At 47.6% G+C, this 19257-nt stretch carries 21 protein-coding genes and 3 tRNA genes; 23 read left to right on the plus strand and 1 reads right to left on the minus strand.

Annotation, left to right across the window (positions count from 1 at the left end; genetic code table 11):
- The first annotated feature begins 11 nt into the window (after positions 1 to 11).
- The 4 genes from rnpA (at position 12) to mnmE (ending at position 3762) form a co-directional block, all read left to right on the plus strand.
- On the plus strand, positions 12 to 371 hold the full coding sequence (rnpA, locus tag BM082_RS11200) for a ribonuclease P protein component (RefSeq protein ID WP_017010580.1): 360 nt from the start codon (positions 12 to 14) through the stop codon (positions 369 to 371).
- Entirely contained in the window at positions 335 to 595 is a 261-nt protein-coding gene (yidD, locus tag BM082_RS11205; RefSeq protein ID WP_074926955.1) for a membrane protein insertion efficiency factor YidD, read from the plus strand. The genes rnpA and yidD overlap by 37 nt, the downstream gene beginning before the upstream one ends.
- Before the next feature lie 2 nt (positions 596 to 597).
- Complete coding sequence (yidC, locus tag BM082_RS11210; RefSeq protein ID WP_017014565.1) at positions 598 to 2217, plus strand: membrane protein insertase YidC; 1620 nt, start codon at positions 598 to 600, stop codon at positions 2215 to 2217.
- 180 nt (positions 2218 to 2397) lie between these two features.
- Positions 2398 to 3762, plus strand: coding sequence for a tRNA uridine-5-carboxymethylaminomethyl(34) synthesis GTPase MnmE (gene mnmE / locus BM082_RS11215; RefSeq protein WP_074926957.1), 1365 nt, complete (start codon positions 2398 to 2400; stop codon positions 3760 to 3762).
- On the opposite strand, the gene BM082_RS25325 is transcribed toward mnmE, so the two are convergent.
- Positions 3712 to 4134: a hypothetical protein gene (locus BM082_RS25325; protein ID WP_241903713.1), complete on the minus strand. Its 423-nt coding sequence runs from the start codon at positions 4132 to 4134 to the stop codon at positions 3712 to 3714. The two genes, mnmE and BM082_RS25325, sit on opposite strands and share 51 nt — an antisense overlap.
- Here BM082_RS25325 and BM082_RS11220 point away from each other — a divergent pair.
- The 19 genes from BM082_RS11220 (at position 4114) to BM082_RS11310 (ending at position 19253) form a co-directional block, all read left to right on the plus strand.
- Positions 4114 to 4986: a GGDEF domain-containing protein gene (locus BM082_RS11220; protein ID WP_244275998.1), complete on the plus strand. Its 873-nt coding sequence runs from the start codon at positions 4114 to 4116 to the stop codon at positions 4984 to 4986. The genes BM082_RS25325 and BM082_RS11220 overlap by 21 nt on opposite strands.
- A 65-nt stretch (positions 4987 to 5051) precedes the next feature.
- Positions 5052 to 5498 carry an FMN-binding protein MioC gene (mioC, locus tag BM082_RS11225; protein ID WP_017010584.1) on the plus strand — a complete coding sequence of 149 codons (447 nt, stop codon included), beginning with the start codon at positions 5052 to 5054 and terminating at the stop codon, positions 5496 to 5498.
- Between the two features lie 418 nt (positions 5499 to 5916).
- Positions 5917 to 7806 (plus strand): tRNA uridine-5-carboxymethylaminomethyl(34) synthesis enzyme MnmG, encoded by a 1890-nt coding sequence (mnmG, locus tag BM082_RS11230; RefSeq protein ID WP_017014563.1) that lies wholly within the window; start codon positions 5917 to 5919, stop codon positions 7804 to 7806.
- A gap of 6 nt (positions 7807 to 7812) precedes the next feature.
- Positions 7813 to 8427, plus strand: a complete 615-nt coding sequence (gene rsmG / locus BM082_RS11235) for a 16S rRNA (guanine(527)-N(7))-methyltransferase RsmG (protein WP_017010586.1) — start codon at positions 7813 to 7815, stop codon at positions 8425 to 8427.
- Between the two features lie 22 nt (positions 8428 to 8449).
- Complete coding sequence (locus BM082_RS11240; RefSeq protein ID WP_017010587.1) at positions 8450 to 9250, plus strand: ParA family protein; 801 nt, start codon at positions 8450 to 8452, stop codon at positions 9248 to 9250.
- A gap of 8 nt (positions 9251 to 9258) precedes the next feature.
- Complete coding sequence (locus tag BM082_RS11245) at positions 9259 to 10152, plus strand: ParB/RepB/Spo0J family partition protein (protein ID WP_017014560.1); 894 nt, start codon at positions 9259 to 9261, stop codon at positions 10150 to 10152.
- A 178-nt stretch (positions 10153 to 10330) separates the two neighbouring features.
- Entirely contained in the window at positions 10331 to 10720 is a 390-nt protein-coding gene (locus BM082_RS11250) for a F0F1 ATP synthase subunit I (protein ID WP_017010589.1), read from the plus strand.
- Between the two features lie 8 nt (positions 10721 to 10728).
- Entirely contained in the window at positions 10729 to 11538 is an 810-nt protein-coding gene (gene atpB / locus BM082_RS11255; protein ID WP_017010590.1) for a F0F1 ATP synthase subunit A, read from the plus strand.
- A gap of 72 nt (positions 11539 to 11610) precedes the next feature.
- On the plus strand, positions 11611 to 11865 hold the full coding sequence (gene atpE, locus BM082_RS11260; protein ID WP_002540812.1) for a F0F1 ATP synthase subunit C: 255 nt from the start codon (positions 11611 to 11613) through the stop codon (positions 11863 to 11865).
- Positions 11866 to 11908: 43 nt separating this feature from the next.
- Positions 11909 to 12379 (plus strand): F0F1 ATP synthase subunit B, encoded by a 471-nt coding sequence (atpF, locus tag BM082_RS11265; protein ID WP_017010591.1) that lies wholly within the window; start codon positions 11909 to 11911, stop codon positions 12377 to 12379.
- Between the two features lie 15 nt (positions 12380 to 12394).
- Positions 12395 to 12928: a F0F1 ATP synthase subunit delta gene (gene atpH / locus BM082_RS11270; protein ID WP_017010592.1), complete on the plus strand. Its 534-nt coding sequence runs from the start codon at positions 12395 to 12397 to the stop codon at positions 12926 to 12928.
- Between the two features lie 16 nt (positions 12929 to 12944).
- Entirely contained in the window at positions 12945 to 14486 is a 1542-nt protein-coding gene (gene atpA, locus BM082_RS11275; RefSeq protein ID WP_017010593.1) for a F0F1 ATP synthase subunit alpha, read from the plus strand.
- A 46-nt stretch (positions 14487 to 14532) separates the two neighbouring features.
- Positions 14533 to 15399, plus strand: a complete 867-nt coding sequence (gene atpG, locus BM082_RS11280; RefSeq protein WP_017010594.1) for a F0F1 ATP synthase subunit gamma — start codon at positions 14533 to 14535, stop codon at positions 15397 to 15399.
- A 35-nt stretch (positions 15400 to 15434) separates the two neighbouring features.
- Positions 15435 to 16838 carry a F0F1 ATP synthase subunit beta gene (gene atpD / locus BM082_RS11285; RefSeq protein WP_017010595.1) on the plus strand — a complete coding sequence of 468 codons (1404 nt, stop codon included), beginning with the start codon at positions 15435 to 15437 and terminating at the stop codon, positions 16836 to 16838.
- Between the two features lie 18 nt (positions 16839 to 16856).
- On the plus strand, positions 16857 to 17279 hold the full coding sequence (locus BM082_RS11290; protein WP_017010596.1) for a F0F1 ATP synthase subunit epsilon: 423 nt from the start codon (positions 16857 to 16859) through the stop codon (positions 17277 to 17279).
- A gap of 211 nt (positions 17280 to 17490) precedes the next feature.
- Positions 17491 to 18852: a bifunctional UDP-N-acetylglucosamine diphosphorylase/glucosamine-1-phosphate N-acetyltransferase GlmU gene (gene glmU, locus BM082_RS11295; RefSeq protein ID WP_074926962.1), complete on the plus strand. Its 1362-nt coding sequence runs from the start codon at positions 17491 to 17493 to the stop codon at positions 18850 to 18852.
- 125 nt (positions 18853 to 18977) lie between these two features.
- A tRNA-Gln gene (locus BM082_RS11300) sits at positions 18978 to 19052 on the plus strand.
- Positions 19053 to 19055: 3 nt separating this feature from the next.
- Positions 19056 to 19132: transfer RNA gene (locus tag BM082_RS11305), tRNA-Arg, on the plus strand.
- Between the two features lie 36 nt (positions 19133 to 19168).
- Positions 19169 to 19253 (plus strand) — tRNA-Leu (locus tag BM082_RS11310).
- Positions 19254 to 19257 lie beyond the last annotated feature (4 nt).

Genomic DNA, 19257 nt, shown 5'->3' on the forward strand with positions numbered 1-19257 from the left:
ACTAGTGATTTGTGAATAAGTTCGCTTTTTGTCGGGAGTTACGTCTGTTAACTCCCGCACATTTCAACTCTGTCTTCCAGCAACCTCATCGCGCTGGCTCACCACACTTAACCATTCTTGCGCGCAATAACACGCTTGACCATCCTCGTATGGGGCAGGCAGTGCCAAAAAAACAAATCAAACTTGCTGTCGACCGCAACCGCTTTAAGCGTTTAGTTCGCGAAAGTTTTCGCCTGCATCAACATTCGTTGCCTGCGAAAGATTTTGTTGTAATTGCTAAGAAAAGTGCCAATGAGCTCAGTAACGAAGAACTGAGTGTGCTGCTCGATAAATTATGGCAACGTTTATCTCGACCGCCGCGAAAAAAATAGTCACTGGACTGTTTCGCGGATACCAACTCCTCATCAGCCCCCTTCTAGGGCCTAGATGTCGTTTCACGCCGACATGCTCCCAATACGCCATAGAAGCGGTCAACCGTCACGGTGTTGTAAAAGGGTGTTGGTTCGCTAGCAAACGTCTATTAAAATGCCATCCTCTTAATCATGGTGGGTACGATCCTGTGCCCCCGCGTCATCCTCATAATCGAGACAATTAGCAATGGATTCTCAACGCAATATCCTGTTGATTGCCCTAATGTTCGTTTCATTCATGTTGTACCTCAACTGGAATGAAGCAAACACCCCTCAACCACAGGGACCGGGCGTAACGCAGCAAGCACAACACAGTGGTGATGTACCCGCCAGTTCAGATGCTTCTCAGCCTCTGACTCAGGATTCAGTCTCTAATAAGCTGATCACTATCCATACCGATGTATTGACTCTGACTGTTGATACGCTTGGCGGCGATGTCATTCGTGCGGAATTGGAAAAATATGACGCGGAATTCGGCTCTAAGGACAAATTTGTTCTGCTGAAAAACCAGCCTGATCATGCATTCGTTGCACAAAGTGGCCTCATTGGCCCTAATGGCATCGATACGTTAAATGGCCGTGCACAATTCTCAACCACAGCAACTGAATTTACACTTGCTGATGGCCAAGATGAGCTTCGTGTGCCATTAACCGTGTCGAAAGACGGCATCGAATACACCAAAGTGTTCGTGTTGAAACGAGGTGATTACGCCGTTGGCGTGGACTACACCATCAATAATGAAACTGACAAGCCTGCATCAGTTCAAATGTACGCACAACTTAAGCAAAACCTGCTTGATGATGGCGGCAGCTTGACCATGCCTACCTACCGTGGTGGCGCATACTCTGCAGATGACACTAAATACAAAAAATACAGCTTTGACGACATGCAGGATAAGAACCTTAACCTGACTATCGCTAACGACGGCTGGGCTGCCATGATGCAACACTACTTTGTTGCTGCTTGGATCCCACACGCTGAAGGTGAAGCAAATCTGTATACCCGTACCAGCAATGGTCAAGGTTTCATTGGTGTTCGCTACCCAACAACCACGGTTGCTGCTGGTACTGAAACCACGTTGGATTCAACCTTGTGGGTAGGTCCTAAGCTACAAGACCAAATGGAAGCGACAGCACCTAACCTTAACCTAACGGTCGATTACGGTTGGTTGTGGTTCATTGCAAGCCCACTGCACTGGTTGCTAGCAACCATTCATGGCTTCGTTGGTAACTGGGGCTTTGCGATCATCCTATTGACCTTCATCGTTCGTGGTGCGATGTACCCGCTGACCAAAGCGCAGTACACCTCAATGGCGAAAATGCGCATGCTGCAGCCTAAGTTGGCTGAAATGCGTGAGCGTATTGGCGATGACCGCCAGCGCATGAGCCAAGAAATGATGGAGCTGTATAAGAAAGAGAAAGTGAACCCATTGGGTGGCTGTCTTCCTCTTATCCTTCAAATGCCAATCTTCATTGCGCTTTACTGGGCATTGATGGAATCGGTAGAACTGCGTCACGCGCCATTCATGCTTTGGATTCAAGATTTGTCAGCACCGGATCCATACTACGTGCTGCCACTTCTGATGGGTGCTTCAATGTTCCTTATCCAGAAGATGAGCCCAAGCACCGTGACGGACCCGATGCAGCAGAAGATCATGACCTTCATGCCTGTGATGTTCACCGTGTTCTTCCTGTGGTTCCCAGCAGGCCTAGTACTTTACTGGTTGGTATCGAACATCGTAACGCTTATCCAGCAAACACTGATTTATCGTGCGCTGGAGAAAAAAGGCCTTCACAGCCGTAAGTAAGTGGTAACGAATAAAGACGAGGCGGCCATTGGCCGCCTTTCTTCGTTTATGCCCAAACGCATTTTCCAATCTCACTCTTTTTCGCTAGAAGTCTTCAGTCTGTAATGACGCTTAAGTCTGCATATTGATAAAGTTTGAGGTTACACTAGCAGCAATTTTCATCAGTAGGTTTTAACTACCATGAGTTACACAGACACTATCGTCGCACAAGCTACCCCGCCAGGACGCGGCGGTGTGGGTATCGTTCGCGTTTCAGGACCGAAAGCGAGAGAAGTCGCCATGGCAGTCACAGGCCGAGAACTGCCTGTTCGTCGTGCAGAATATTTGCCATTTAAAGATGAACAAGGCGCAGCGCTAGACCAAGGCATAGCCTTGTATTTCCAAGCGCCAAACTCGTTCACTGGTGAAGACGTACTCGAACTGCAAGGTCATGGCGGCCCTGTGATCATGGACATGCTGATCAAACGCATTGTCGCGATTGAGGGTGTGCGCACCGCCAAGCCTGGTGAGTTTTCCGAGCGTGCCTTTTTGAATGACAAGCTGGATTTAGCACAAGCGGAGGCCATTGCAGATCTGATTGATGCAAGCTCAGAACAAGCGGCTAAAAGCGCACTGCAGAGCCTTCAAGGGGCGTTTTCTAACAAGATTAACCACCTTGTTGAATCACTGATTCACCTGCGTATCTATGTTGAAGCAGCTATCGACTTCCCAGACGAAGAAATCGACTTTCTATCTGACGGTAAAGTGGCGGCGGATCTCAACGGCATCATCGACTCACTGAACGATGTGCGCAAAGAAGCGAACCAAGGTGCCATCATGCGTGAAGGCATGAAAGTGGTCATTGCTGGTCGCCCAAATGCCGGCAAATCCAGCCTACTGAATGCCCTATCAGGTAAAGACAGTGCCATCGTTACCGACATTGCAGGGACGACACGGGACGTACTACGTGAACACATCCACATTGATGGGATGCCGCTTCATATCATTGATACCGCAGGCCTTCGCGATGCATCTGACGAAGTAGAACGTATTGGTATTGAACGCGCTTGGGATGAAATAACACAAGCAGACCGCGTGCTATTTATGGTTGATGGCACCACAACAGATGCCACGTCGCCAGAAGACATTTGGCCAGAGTTTATCGATCGTCTACCTGAAAACATTGGCATGACGGTAATCCGCAATAAAGCCGACGTCACCGGCGAGTCACTGGGTATCTGTCATGCAAGCCAACCTACCTTAATCCGCCTAAGTGCAAAAACAGGCATAGGGGTGGATGCGCTTCGTGAGCATTTGAAAGCCTGCATGGGCTTTTCAGGTGCAACAGAAGGCGGCTTCATGGCTCGCCGACGTCACCTTGCAGCATTGGATGCCGCGTCACGCCACCTAGATACCGGAAAAGATCAACTTGAGGGCTATATGGCGGGCGAAATATTGGCGGAAGAACTAAGGATCGCACAGCAACACCTCAGCGAGATCACTGGAGAATTTAGCTCAGATGATCTGCTTGGCAGAATCTTTAGCTCCTTTTGCATCGGTAAATAATCCCTTAAAGCTGCCTCCGAGCAGCTTTTTTTCTGCCCTCGATCTTGTCTCGTCTTTGCTACACTTATCTACATATCCCACCGAAGACAACCGTGAATGATAAATAGCCTTAACCCTATGCTTAATTTGGGCATAGCGCGCTGCGACAAGCTTCAGATACATCATCTTCGCATGGTGAACCTTCTGGCTTGCTTGTGTGCGGGCGGAACACTTCTGTTTTCTGCATTGTTTTGGTTTGCGTTTGGCAGTGCTTCCGCCGCGCTTTTCAATGGTCTCTTCGCGCTCATCTTTGCAATCACGTTCGTGCTCACCCGAGAAGGCATGCTTTGGCTGGCGAAATACTGGATTTTCATGGCGTTCTTCATCCAACAATTTACCCTCCCTTTGTTTGTCTTGTCGGATAATTTTGAAACCGAATTGCTCTTGCTGGTGGTTCCTACTGCTGTGGTTTTAGTCTTCGATCCTAACGACAGAATGCCGAGATATATTCTCTCGTTAATAGCCATCGTTCTGCTTTTTCTGGCCAAAACCATACCTGTACAAGACCCCATATTGGCGCTAACCGATGCTAACGCGCGTGCCGCATACTTGTGTGTTGTACTCGTACTTGTGCTTGCCTCAGTGGCATTAACTGACTTTTATCTTGTTGATTTGCATAGTATTGATAAATCTTCGCGAAAACTTATCCACGAAGATTTACTCACAGAAACCACCAACAGTCAGACCATCTATAAACAAGCTGACGAGCTCTATTATCAAGCTCTTCGCAAAGATGTGTCTTTATCGGCGGTCGTCATAGACATTGATGATTTTAGACAAATCAATGAGATGCATGGAAGAACGACAGGTGATCACGTGCTTGTTCACATAGCAAAGCTGTTGAATGAAAACCTACCTCAAGACACGCCTATCGGTCGGCTCCATGCCGATGTGTTTGTCATTTTGTTAAAAGAAACCGCGCAAACAGACGCCATGCAGGTGGCTGAACAGCTAAAAATTGCCGTCTGCCGCAGTGTCATTTTACTTGAACATACCGCTGTAAAGCGCACTGCAAGCCTTGGCATTTCTTCTCGACATGAAAGCTGTTCATCAGGATCTCAGCTTATCGACGACGCATATCTAGCTGCAAAAAATGCAAAAAAATGCGGTAAAAACAAAATCTTATCTCTCACATCTAGGAATAAAAGTAGCTTAAACTACAAAGACTACGATAAAACGAGTTAGCTTGACTTGCCCTTCTTATCGCTTCAATACTGATTCCACCTAATACAATCAGACGAAGACAACACATGACAACGATCACTTTGCTAACAGGCAGCACCTTAGGTGGTGCTGAATACGTTGGCGATCACCTTGCAGATTTGCTCACCAATGAAGGACACAATGTCACCGTCGTTAACGAAGGTGAATTGTCAGATATCATTGATAGTAAAAGACTTTTACTTATCACCTCTACACACGGTGCTGGCGATTACCCAGAAAACATAGCACCCATAATGGAAGAACTTGAGCAGCAAGCCCCTAGCTTAACCCATCTCAATTTTGCAGTTATTGCTATTGGTGACTCGAGTTATGACACGTTTTGTGGCGCTGGCCAGCATGCTGATAATCTACTTGCTTCGCTAGGAGCGCAGCGTGATGTACCACGTTTAGAGATAGACATTCTTAACGATCCGCTTCCAGAAGAACCGGCAGAAGTGTGGTTATCCACGTGGAAAAAGTCATTTTGTGAATAAAGTGGCTTCTTCACTCATAAAAAACATTCAAAAATGTGACCTTACCTTTGTGGATAACTATAGATCTAAACGGTGATCAACCTATAGTTATCCCAATAATAACTTTACCCACATTCTTCCCCTGTTGATAACTAGCCATTTTGATCCCAAGAAGTACCGTGTTTGATCCAAGCTATCACACAGTTAATGATCCTCAATAACTGCATGATAATGGTGATCATTTGTCAGTTATCCACAAAGATCGGCTTCCTTAATAGAAGATCTAATAGAAGATCTATCTAAAAGATCTTTATATATTTTAAAGAGCCCCCCTACGATCTAAGATCACACTTTTGGTTCTCTCGCCTCAGGAAAAGCGGTAGAATGATCCTCCTTTGCTCAACCAATCGATCAACCTTTCCTTTTTCGAGGTCACACCATGTTTTACCAGGATAACTTTGATGTCATCGTTGTTGGTGGTGGTCATGCAGGTACGGAAGCTGCACTGGCTGCTGCACGTATGGGTCAACAAACCCTGTTGCTGACGCACAACATTGATACATTAGGGCAAATGTCATGTAACCCAGCCATTGGCGGGATCGGAAAAGGACATCTGGTGAAAGAAGTCGATGCACTCGGTGGCTTAATGGCCCGTGCAATCGACAAAGGTGGTATTCAGTTTCGCACGCTAAATGCATCTAAAGGGCCTGCTGTTCGTGCGACACGAGCACAAGCAGACCGTGCACTGTACAAGGCGGCTGTTCGTGAAACGCTTGAGAATCAACCTAACCTAATGCTTTTCCAACAAGCAGTTATCGATGTGATCGTTGACAAAGATCGCGTAACTGGCGTTGTAACGGAAATGGGTCTTAAATTCCGCGCAAAAGCGGTCGTTTTGACGGTTGGGACATTCCTCGGCGGGAAAATCCATATTGGTCTAGAAAATTATTCAGGTGGTCGTGCCGGTGATCCTCCATCGATCGCTTTGGCTGATCGCCTTCGTGAATTACCGTTCCGCGTTGACCGACTAAAAACCGGTACGCCACCTCGCATTGATGCGCGTACGGTCGATTTTAGTGTGATGGAAGAGCAACATGGCGATACACCACGTCCGGTGTTTTCTTTCATGGGTAGCACTGCTGACCATCCACGTCAGGTACCGTGTTACATCACCTATACGAATGAAAAAACACACGATGTTATTCGTAATAACCTTGATCGCAGCCCGATGTATGCTGGTGTGATTGAAGGTATTGGCCCTCGCTATTGCCCGTCGATTGAAGACAAGGTAATGCGCTTTGCGGACAAAGATAAACACCAAATTTTTGTTGAGCCTGAAGGCTTAACCACCCACGAGCTATATCCGAATGGTATTTCCACCAGTCTGCCTTTTGATGTGCAAATGGGGATCATTCATTCGATCAAAGGTTTTGAGAATGCGCGTGTGATCCGCCCAGGTTACGCGATTGAATACGATTTCTTCGATCCCCGCGATCTCAAGCAAACCTTTGAAACGAAACACATGCAAGGCTTGTTCTTCGCTGGCCAAATCAACGGCACTACCGGTTATGAAGAGGCCGCTGCTCAAGGTTTGTTAGCGGGTGCAAACGCTGCATTGTATGCGCAGGACAAAGAAGGCTGGTGTCCACGCCGTGACCAAGCTTACATGGGCGTGTTGATCGACGATTTGTCGACCATGGGCACAAAAGAACCGTATCGCATGTTCACCTCTCGCGCGGAATACCGTTTGTTACTGCGTGAAGACAATGCAGATTTGCGCCTCACCGAAGTCGGTCGTCAGCTAGGTTTGGTTGATGATGAGCGCTGGGCACGTTTTAACCAGAAATTGGAAAATATCGAGCAAGAAGCACAACGTCTTCGCGGTATTTGGGTGAACCCAACGTCTGAACATGCTGAAGCGATCAATGGCATTCTAAAAGCGCCGATGACACGAGAAGCAAACGGTGAAGATCTACTTCGTCGTCCTGAAGTGACGTACGATCAGCTTGTCGCTCAAGCGGCCTTTGCGCCTGCTCATGACGATAAACAAGCGCGTGAACAAGTTGAAATTCAAGTGAAATACGAAGGCTATATCAATCGTCAAAAAGACGAGATAGAGAAATCGATTCGCCATGAGAACACGCAATTGCCGATTGACCTCGATTACAAACAAATCAAAGGTTTATCTAATGAAGTCATTGCGAAATTGAAAGATGCTCGTCCTGAAACTATCGGTAAAGCATCTCGCATTTCAGGTATTACACCTGCCGCTATTTCTATTCTTTTGGTGCACTTGAAAAAACAAGGCATGCTGAAAAAAGGAGCCTAACAGGCTGTGAAACAACGTCTAGCACAACTTATTGAACAAGCTGGGATGGAGATCCCTGCTCATCAACAAGATCAATTGATCGGCTATGTTGAAATGCTTCACAAATGGAACAAGGCGTATAACCTAACATCAGTACGCGATCCTCAAGAAATGATCATCAAGCACATCATGGACAGTATTGTCGTGAGTCAACACTTGGAAGGATCAACGTTCATTGATGTTGGTACGGGTCCTGGTCTTCCTGGGATCCCGCTCGCGATCGTAAACCCTGAAAAATCATTTACCTTGCTTGATAGTCTAGGTAAACGTATTCGTTTTATTCGTCAGGTCATTCATGAACTGAAAATTGACAATGTCACCCCGGTTCAAAGCCGTGTTGAAGACTTCCAATCGGAAGCTGGCTTTGACGGTGTATTAAGTCGTGCGTTTGCATCGATGAACGATATGATCAGTTGGTGTCATCATTTGCCAGCACCGAACGGTCACTTTCTCGCATTGAAGGGACAAGTCGACCAAGTCGAGATTGATGCCCTGCCTGCTGATTGTTCTGTGACCGATATCAAACCTTTGACTGTTCCCGGATTGGAAGGGCAACGTCATCTAGTAATCTTGGCTAAATAGGATTGTCTGGCGAGGTTTACTTGTGGGAAAAGTCATAGCAATTGCGAACCAAAAAGGGGGCGTTGGAAAAACAACGACCTGTATTAATCTGGCTGCGTCTTTAGCCGCAACCCAGCGCAAGGTGCTTGTTATAGACCTAGACCCGCAGGGAAACGCGACAATGGCCAGTGGTGTCGATAAGTACGATGTCGATGCCACGGCCTATGATTTACTTGTTGAAGAAACCCCTTTCAATGACGTGGTGGTGACGGAAACAACAGGCGGGTATCACCTGATCGCTGCAAATGGCGATGTGACAGCCGCTGAAATCAAACTCATGGAAGTGTTTGCACGAGAAGTAAGATTGCGCAATGCGCTAGCGGAAGTGCGTGAAAACTATGATTTCATCTTCATAGATTGTCCACCTTCCTTAAACCTTCTTACAATCAATGCCATGACAGCATCAAACTCTGTACTTGTGCCGATGCAGTGTGAATATTTTGCACTGGAAGGATTAACAGCCTTGATGGATACCATCAGTAAGCTAGCAAGTGTTGTGAATGCAGATTTGCATGTCGAAGGTTTGCTCAGAACCATGTACGATCCAAGAAATCGATTGGCGACTGAAGTGTCCGATCAGATTAAGAAACATTTTGGTGATAAAGTGTATCGCACGGTAATACCGCGCAATGTTCGCCTTGCAGAAGCGCCGAGTCATGGGCGACCTGCCATGTATTATGATAAATACTCAAGCGGAGCAAAAGCATACCTTGCCCTAGCAGGTGAAATGCTTCGTCGAGAAGAACAAGCAAGATTTACGGCAAACGCAGCCAGCGCTTCTTAAGGAATTAAATGAACACTCCCAAACGTGGATTGGGCAAAGGGCTAGATGCCCTCCTTGCGACGAGTGCGAAAGCACAAGCACGCGTCGACATGAATGTTGAGCGCCAGGAAGCCGTTAATCATAGTGAGTTACAACAATTGCCTTTGGCGGTTCTTCGTCCTGGTATGTATCAGCCACGACAAGAAATGGAACCAGAAGCCTTAGATGAATTGGCAGAATCAATACGCGCTCAAGGCGTGATTCAGCCACTCGTTGTTCGTAGAGTTGATGCACAGCAATATGAAATCATTGCTGGTGAGCGTCGCTGGAGAGCATCGAAAAAAGCGGGTTTGACCCACGTACCGTGTTTAGTGCGTGAACTGAATGACAAAGCCGCTAGCGCCATCGCGTTGATAGAGAACATTCAACGCGAAGACCTCAATGCCATGGAAGAGGCAGAAGCCCTCAACCGATTAGTACAAGATTTCTCTCTGACTCACCAACAATTGGCTGAAGCATTGGGTAAATCCCGTACAACAATCAGCAATTTATTACGTTTAAACGGCCTCGAAGCCGGCGTGAAAAAGCTCTTATTTGGCCGCCAATTAGAAATGGGCCATGCGCGAGCACTCCTTTCATTGGAAGGTGAGTCGCAAATCGAAGCGGCGGTATTAGCGGTGAATAAAAAATTCACTGTGAGACAGATCGAAGCTTTGGTGAAAAAGATGCAAGCGCCAGATGTAGAGTCTGCAGCAAATCAACCTTCACCTCAGATACTGGAAGTGCAAGACAGATTGGCAGATAAACTTGGCACCAAGGTGACGCTCTCACAAAGCCAAAGTGGCAGTGGGAAATTAGTCATCAGTTTTGACCAAAACGAAAAACTTATGCAAATTCTTGCAATTCTCGATAGAAAAGTGTGATTTCACACGTTGAGATTTTGTTACATATTTTTGCTTACTGTGATCAGGTTACCCTGTTGTAAAATTTAGCCTCGCTTTTTGGAGCTATGAGATTGCATTCAAAAGGGTGACCCGTATAATTTTCGCAGTTTTCCCAGCACGACAAGTGCTACGAGGAAAGGAATCGAGGAACGAATACATGGTATCGACGCTCACGCGACCAGGTCGCAAGCTTGCGAAAAGGTTGCTGCTGTTACAAGTGTGCGTCGTGTTAGCAACGGCAATCTTGATGGTGACCACCATCAATGTCGACTGGGGAATTTCCGCACTCATTGGCGGTGGCATCTTTGTGGTAGCCAACGCAGCCTTTGCATTGTGTGCATTCCTGTTTAGTGGAGCAAGAGCGGCCAAGCTGGTTGTAGCATCTTTCTACAGCGGTGAAGTACTCAAAATTCTATTAACTGTCGTTTTATTCTCCGTTGTTTACCTGTATGCCGAGGTGGAACTTGTTCCCCTCAAACTGACCTATTTGCTGGTACTTGGAATCAACATCCTCGCGCCAGTTTTATTCATTAACAACAACAAATAGGATGAGTTATGGCTGCGCCAGGTGAAGCGCTTACACCGTCTAGTTATATCGCCCACCACCTTTCTAATCTGTCTACCGACAAATTAGGGCTGGTTGAGGGTGGCAGTTTCTGGGCCGTGCACATTGATAGCCTGTTTTTCTCAGTCTTGATCGGTTTTGGCTTTTTATGGCTATTCCGCTCTGTGGCGAAGAAAGCAACCACCGGAGTCCCTGGTAAGCTTCAGTGTTTTGTGGAAATGCTAGTCGAGTTCGTTGATGAGAACGTACGCGAAACCTTCCACGGAAAAAACCCACTGATTGCTCCACTGGCTCTGACCATTTTCGTCTGGATATTCTTGATGAATACGATGGATTTAATTCCTATCGATTTTCTTCCTTATCCGGCGGAACACTGGTTCGGTATCCCTTACCTTAAAGTGGTACCAACTGCAGACGTAAATATCACACTGGCCATGGCGCTGGGTGTCTTCTTCTTGATGATTTACTACAGCATCAAAGTAAAAGGCATTGGCGGTTTTGCTAAGGAACTGGCTCTTCACCCGTTCAATCACCCTGTTATGATCCCTTTCAACCTGCTTCTTGAAGTGGTATCGCTGCTGGCGAAACCAATTTCACTGGGTATGCGTTTGTTCGGTAACATGTTCGCAGGTGAAGTGGTATTTATCCTGATTGCGGCTCTACTGCCGTGGTGGGCGCAATGGTTGGGGGCATTACCGTGGGCAATCTTCCACATTTTGGTTATTACCATCCAAGCGTTCGTCTTTATGATGTTGACTATCGTGTACCTGTCTCAGGCACATGAAGACTCAGATCATTAATACGTTTTTAAGTAAGCAACTTTTGTTAGACCTTCCGGCATATAGGCCGACAACAAGAAACTGGAGATAGTGATGGAAACTTTATTGAGCTTTTCTGCAATTGCCGTGGGCATCATTGTAGGTCTTGCTTCCCTGGGTACTGCGATTGGTTTCGCACTGCTTGGCGGTAAATTCCTTGAGGGCGCTGCGCGTCAACCAGAGATGGCTCCTATGCTGCAAGTTAAGATGTTTATCATCGCTGGTCTGCTGGATGCTGTTCCAATGATCGGTATCGTAATCGCATTGCTGTTCACCTTCGCAAACCCATTCGTCGGTCAGCTGGGTTAAGTCGTCTGAATCGTACCTTTAGCCAACTAATGGAGGCGGTGTTGTGAATATCAACGCAACTCTAATCGGCCAGGCGATCGCTTTTACCATGTTTGTTGTGTTCTGCATGAAATATGTATGGCCACCAATCATGCAAGCGATTGAGGAACGTCAGAAGAAAATTGCTGACGGTCTAGCGGCAGCTGAGCGTGCCGCAAAAGACCTGGATTTGGCCCAGGCTAATGCTTCAGATCAACTTAAAGAAGCAAAGCGTTCTGCAACTGAGATCATCGATCAAGCAAACAAGCGTAAAGCTCAAATTATCGACCAAGCCCGCGAAGAAGCTAACACTGAACGCGAAAATATCCTTAACCAAGGACAGGCTGAACTCGAAGCTGAACGCAACCGTGCCCGCGATGAACTGCGCAAACAAGTTGCAACTCTAGCCGTGATCGGTGCTGAGAAAATCCTTGAGCGCTCAATTGATGAGAACGCTCACCGAGATATTCTCGATAAAATCACTGCAGAACTTTAAGAAGGAGGGGCAGATATGTCTGAACTGACTACCATCGCACGCCCCTACGCTAAAGCAGCCTTCGACCTTGCAGTAGAAAAAGGTGAGTTAGACCAGTGGTCTGAAATGCTTGCCTTTGCTGCTGAAGTCGCCCGTAACGAAACCATTGCAGATTTTCTCAGTGGCATGAATTCAGCGGAAAAGCTGACAGAAATTTTTGTTTCTGTATGTGGCGAACAGCTCAATGAACAAGGCCAAAACCTGATTAAGGTAATGGCCGAGAATGGACGCCTTGCAGCGTTGCCGGATGTATCTATTCAGTTCCTGGCGTTACGCCGTGAACTTGAAAAGCTAGTGGATGTTGAAGTCCTCTCAGCCATCGCGCTTAGCCAAGCGCAAATAGATGCTATTGCCAGCAAACTGGAAGCGCGCCTTGAGCGCAAAGTGAAGCTGAACTGTAGTGTAGACGAGACCCTGGTTGCCGGGGTTGTGATTCGAGCTGGAGACTTGATCATTGATAACTCAGTAAGCGGCCGTGTCCGTAGACTGAGCGATGCATTGCAGTCTTGATTTGGGGAATTGGAGCATGCAACTTAATTCCACGGAAATTAGCGAACTAATCAAACAACGTATCGAAAACTTTAACGTTGTTAGTGAAGCTCGCAACGAAGGTACCATCGTGTCAGTCAGTGACGGTATCATTCGTATCCATGGCCTTGCTGATGCGATGCAAGGTGAAATGATTGAACTACCAGGCAACCGCTTCGCGTTGGCGCTCAACCTTGAGCGCGACTCTGTAGGTGCGGTTGTTATGGGTCCATATGCCGACCTTCAGGAAGGCATGAAAGTAACCGGTACTGGTCGCATTCTTGAAGTGCCAGTAGGTCCTGAGCTACTGGGTCGTGTGGTTAACACCTTGGGTGAACCTATCGACGGTAAAGGTCCGATTGAAGCAAAACTGACTTCTCCTGTAGAAGTGATTGCACCGGGCGTTATCGCTCGTCAATCTGTTGACCAGCCAGTACAGACCGGTTACAAGGCAGTTGATGCCATGATCCCAATCGGCCGTGGCCAGCGTGAGCTGATCATCGGTGACCGCCAGACAGGTAAAACTGCGATGGCTATCGATGCGATCATCAACCAGAAGAACTCTGGGATCTACTCTATCTATGTTGCTATCGGCCAGAAAGCGTCAACCATTGCTAACGTGGTTCGTAAACTGGAAGAGCACGACGCACTGAAGAACACCGTCGTTGTTGTTGCATCTGCTTCTGAAGCAGCGGCACTGCAATACCTTGCACCTTATGCAGGTTGTGCGATGGGTGAATACTTCCGTGACCGTGGTGAAGATGCGCTGATCGTATATGATGATTTGTCTAAGCAAGCAGTTGCTTACCGTCAAATTTCTCTATTGCTGCGTCGTCCACCAGGTCGTGAAGCATTCCCTGGTGATGTTTTCTATCTCCACTCACGTCTTCTAGAACGCGCTGCGCGCGTCAATGCTGACTACGTTGAGAAATTCACCAACGGTGAAGTGAAAGGCAAAACGGGTTCTTTGACCGCACTGCCTATCATCGAAACCCAAGCGGGTGACGTATCTGCGTTCGTTCCAACCAACGTTATCTCGATTACCGATGGTCAGATCTTCCTGCAGTCCGAACTGTTCAACGCGGGTATTCGCCCAGCTGTTGACCCAGGTATTTCGGTATCTCGTGTAGGTGGTTCAGCACAAACCAAGATCATGAAGAAGTTGTCTGGTGGTATCCGTACCGCACTGGCGCAATATCGTGAACTTGCGGCGTTTGCTCAGTTCTCATCAGATCTTGATGAAGCAACGAAGAAGCAGCTGGATCATGGTCAAAAAGTGACCGAGCTGATGAAGCAGAAGCAATATGCACCAATGTCTGTGTTTGAGCAGGGCTTGGTAATTTTTGCAGCTGAAAAAGGCTATTTGACTGACGTTCAGTTGGTGAAACTGGCTGACTTCGAAGCTGCTCTGCTTGCATTTGCTAAGGCGCAATATGCTGAGTTGGTTGCCCAGATTGAAGAATCGGGTAATTACAACGGCGAAATCGAAACGCAACTTGCTAAGTTGGTTGAAGATTTCAAGGCAACGCAAACCTGGTAATGCGTAGAAGGCCGCTTATGCGGCCTTCTGACAACGGAGAGTAACGATGGCCGGCGCAAAAGAAATTCGTAACAAGATCGGAAGTGTGAAAAGCACACAGAAGATCACCAAAGCGATGGAAATGGTAGCAGCTTCTAAAATGCGTCGTTCGCAAGACGCAATGGAATCTTCTCGTCCATACGCGACTACTATGCGCAAAGTGATCGGTCATGTCGCCCTTGGTAAATTAGAGTATCGCCATCCTTATTTGGAAGAGCGTGAAGCCAAGCGCGTCGGTTATATCGTCGTATCATCTGATCGTGGTCTGTGTGGTGGCTTGAACATTAACGTGTTCAAACGTGCTATCACTGAAATGCAAGAGTGGACTCAAAAAGGTGCAGACGTTGAAACTGCACTTATTGGTGCAAAAGCAACGGCATTTTTTAACAGCTACGGCGGAAATGTTTCAGCACAAGTTTCTGGCTTGGGTGATAACCCATCACTGGAAGACCTGATCGGTACGGTCGGTGTGATGCTGAAAAAATACGATGACGGCCAACTGGATCGCCTATATCTGGTGTACAACAAGTTTGTAAACACCATGACGCAGGAACCAGTGATCGATCAATTGCTGCCTTTGCCTAAGTCAGAAGACGAAGAAATGAAACGCAGCCATGCTTGGGATTACATTTATGAGCCTGAGCCTAAACCACTGCTAGATACCTTGTTGGTTCGCTATGTTGAATCACAAGTTTACCAAGGTGTGGTGGAAAACCTCGCGTGCGAACAGGCGGCGCGAATGGTTGCGATGAAGGCTGCAACAGATAATGCAGGTGACATCATTGATGAACTGCAACTGGTGTATAACAAAGCCCGTCAGACTGCAATTACACAAGAGCTCTCGGAGATTGTCTCCGGTGCAGCGGCCGTGTAAGGCAAGGGCCAACGAACTATTTTAGAGGAATAACGATGGCTACAGGTAAGATCGTTCAGATCATCGGTGCGGTAGTCGACGTGGAGTTTCCACAGGAATCAGTACCTCAGGTATATGATGCCCTGAACGTGAAACGTGAAGGCGAGCGTCTGGTGCTGGAAGTTCAGCAACAGCTGGGTGGTGGTATTGTCCGTACCATCGCGATGGGTTCGTCTGATGGTCTGCGTCGTGGACTAGAAATAGAGAACACAGGCAAGCCGATTGAAGTGCCAGTAGGCACTGCAACCCTAGGTCGTATCATGAACGTACTGGGTGACTCAATCGACGAGCGTGGCGATATCGGTGAAGAAGAGCGTTACTCTATTCACCGTGCCGCACCAAGCTATGAAGAACAGTCTAACGCGACTGAGCTGCTAGAAACTGGTGTAAAAGTAATCGACTTGGTTTGCCCATTTGCGAAGGGTGGTAAAATCGGTCTATTCGGTGGTGCTGGTGTAGGTAAGACCGTCAACATGATGGAACTTATCAACAACATTGCACTGCAACACTCTGGTCTATCAGTATTCGCAGGTGTTGGTGAGCGTACTCGTGAGGGTAACGACTTCTACTTCGAAATGCAGGAAGCCGGTGTTGTTAACATCGAAAACCCAGCAGAATCAAAAGTAGCCATGGTTTATGGTCAGATGAACGAGCCACCAGGTAACCGTCTACGCGTAGCGTTGACCGGCCTTACTATGGCTGAGAAGTTCCGTGACGAAGGCCGTGACGTACTTCTGTTCATCGATAACATCTACCGCTACACCTTGGCAGGTACTGAAGTATCAGCACTGCTAGGTCGTATGCCTTCTGCGGTAGGCTACCAGCCTACGCTAGCGGAAGAGATGGGTGTTCTTCAAGAACGTATCACGTCTACCAAGAGTGGTTCTATTACATCTGTACAGGCCGTTTACGTCCCTGCGGATGACTTGACTGACCCATCACCAGCAACCACGTTTGCTCACTTGGATGCGACCGTTGTACTTTCACGTAACATCGCCTCTTTGGGTCTATACCCAGCGATTGACCCATTGGACTCGACATCTCGTCAGCTAGATCCATTGGTTATCGGTCAAGAGCACTATGATGTTGCGCGTGGCGTTCAGTCTGTACTGCAGCGTTACAAAGAACTGAAAGACATCATCGCTATCTTGGGTATGGATGAATTGTCAGAAGACGACAAACTTGCGGTATCTCGTGCTCGTAAGATTGAACGTTTCTTGACGCAGCCATACCACGTTGCTGAAGTATTCACTGGTCAACCTGGTGTTTACGTTTCGCTTAAAGAAACCATCGCTGGCTTTAAAGGCCTTATGAGTGGCGAGTACGACGATATCCCAGAGCAGGCATTCCTGTACTGTGGTGGTATGGAAGAAGTACTCGAAAAAGCGAAGAACCTGTAAGGGTTTTTAGGAGGCGATATGGCAGCGATGACCTTCCACCTGGATGTAGTAAGTGCAGAGAAACAACTGTTTTCTGGCCGTGCTGAATCTATTCAGGTAACTGGTAGCGAAGGTGAGCTTGGTATTTTCCCAAGTCACACCCCGCTGCTGACCGCCATTACGCCCGGCATGATCCGAATTACTAAACAACATGGCCATGAGGAAGTGATTTATCTTTCTGGTGGTACGTTGGAAGTACAACCAAGCACAGTGACTGTGCTTGCTGATACCGCGATTCGCGGTGTTGATTTGGACCAAGCTAAGGCGGAAGAAGCGAAGCGACGTGCTGAGGATCGTATCCTCAACAAGCACGGTGATATGGACTTCGCTCAGGCGGCCAGTGACCTGGCCAAAGCGATTGCCCAGCTACGAGTTATCGAGCTGACGAAAAAGGCGCGCTAATATCCGGCCGGATAAACAGCCAAAATAAAAGGCGACCAATTAGGTCGCCTTTTTTATCACTAAAGATTCTCACTTCGTCGATTTATTGAGACAGAGTGACGGAAATCTTTCTTATTCTTAATAATTTGAATCCCGTTCCCTGATCGAAATCGCTACAATACACATCAATTATAGTTGAAGTTGATACTGAGCAATAAGGATACCTCTTCTCATGAATTTCAGTGCCGTCATTCTGGCCGCGGGCAAAGGCACCCGTATGTATTCAAATTTACCAAAGGTGCTTCATACCCTTGCGGGCAAGCCTATGGTGAAACACGTTATCGATACCTGTTGTTCATTGGGTGCCCAGCAGCTTCATTTGGTCTACGGACATGGCGGCGATGACATGAAAGCGGTGTTGTCTCAAGAGCCAGTTAATTGGGTATTGCAGGCAGAGCAGCTGGGTACTGGGCACGCGGTTGATCAGGCTTCCAGTGAGTTCCAAGATGAAGAGCAAGTCTTGGTGCTGTACGGTGATGTTCCGCTTATCAGCGAGCAAACGATTGAGAACTTGCTTGATGCGCAGCCAGACGGTGGTATCGCGCTTTTGACCGTCGTGCTTGACGACCCATCGGGTTACGGCCGTATTGTTCGTCGTAATGGCCCTGTTGTGGCCATTGTCGAAGACAAAGATGCGTCACAAGAGCAAAAGCTGATCAAAGAAATCAATACCGGTGTGATGGTTGCAACTGGCCGAGACCTACGCCGTTGGTTGTCAGCGCTGAACAATGAGAATGCGCAGGGTGAATATTACCTCACGGACGTGATTGCTATCGCTCACAATGAAGGCCGTGCAGTTGAAGCCGTACACCCAGAAAGTGCGATTGAAGTTGAGGGTGTTAACAACCGTATTCAATTGGCACGTCTTGAGCGTGCTTTCCAAGCGGCACAAGCTGAAAAGCTATTGGAAAGTGGCGTGATGTTGCGTGACCCAGCGCGTTTCGACCTTCGTGGCCAACTTCAATGTGGTACGGATGTCGAAATCGACGTGAATGTCGTTGTCGAAGGTAAAGTGACCTTGGGCGATAACGTGGTTATCGGCGCGGGTTGTGTACTAAAAGATTGTGAGATCGATGATAACACCGTTGTTCGTCCTTACAGCGTGATTGAAGGTGCGTCTGTTGGTGAAGATTGCACTGTGGGTCCATTTGCGCGTTTACGCCCTGGTGCGGAGCTGGTGGGAGACTCTCACGTAGGTAATTTCGTTGAAGTGAAAAATACCCGACTAGGTAAGGGGTCAAAAGCTAACCACCTAACATACCTCGGTGATGCTGTGATTGGCGATCATGTGAATATTGGTGCGGGCGCAATTACCTGTAACTATGATGGTGCAAACAAACATAAAACCATTATTGAAGATGATGTGTTTGTTGGGTCTGATACTCAGCTTATCGCACCTGTTACGGTCAAAAAAGGCGCGACAATCGGTGCTGGCACCACACTAACCAGTGATGTCGCGGAAGGACAGCTTATTATCACCCGTGCCAAAGCACGTGCTTTTGATGGTTGGACTCGGCCTGTTAAGAAGAAATAACGCCTGTCATGCATAAAAAAACACCGCAAAAGCGGTGTTTTTTTATTGAAGCGATTAAATCGCCATCAAACGAAAAATAGGGGGTTGACGGCTTTCTGAATCCGCAATACTATACGCGCCTCAGTTGGGATATCGCCAAGCGGTAAGGCAGCGGCTTTTGATGCCGCCATTCCCTGGTTCGAATCCAGGTATCCCAGCCAAATGCGCGCGTAGCTCAGCTGGATAGAGTACCTGGCTACGAACCAGGCGGTCGGAGGTTCGAATCCTCCCGCGCGCACCATCTTTTCTCTTTTGAGAGAGATGAGAGAAACAAAATGCGGAAGTGGCGAAATTGGTAGACGCACCAGATTTAGGTTCTGGCGCCGCAAGGTGTGAGAGTTCAAGTCTCTCCTTCCGCACCATATT

The sequence above is a fragment of the Enterovibrio norvegicus DSM 15893 genome (genome assembly GCF_900115495.1).
GTDB lineage: Bacteria > Pseudomonadota > Gammaproteobacteria > Enterobacterales > Vibrionaceae > Enterovibrio > Enterovibrio norvegicus.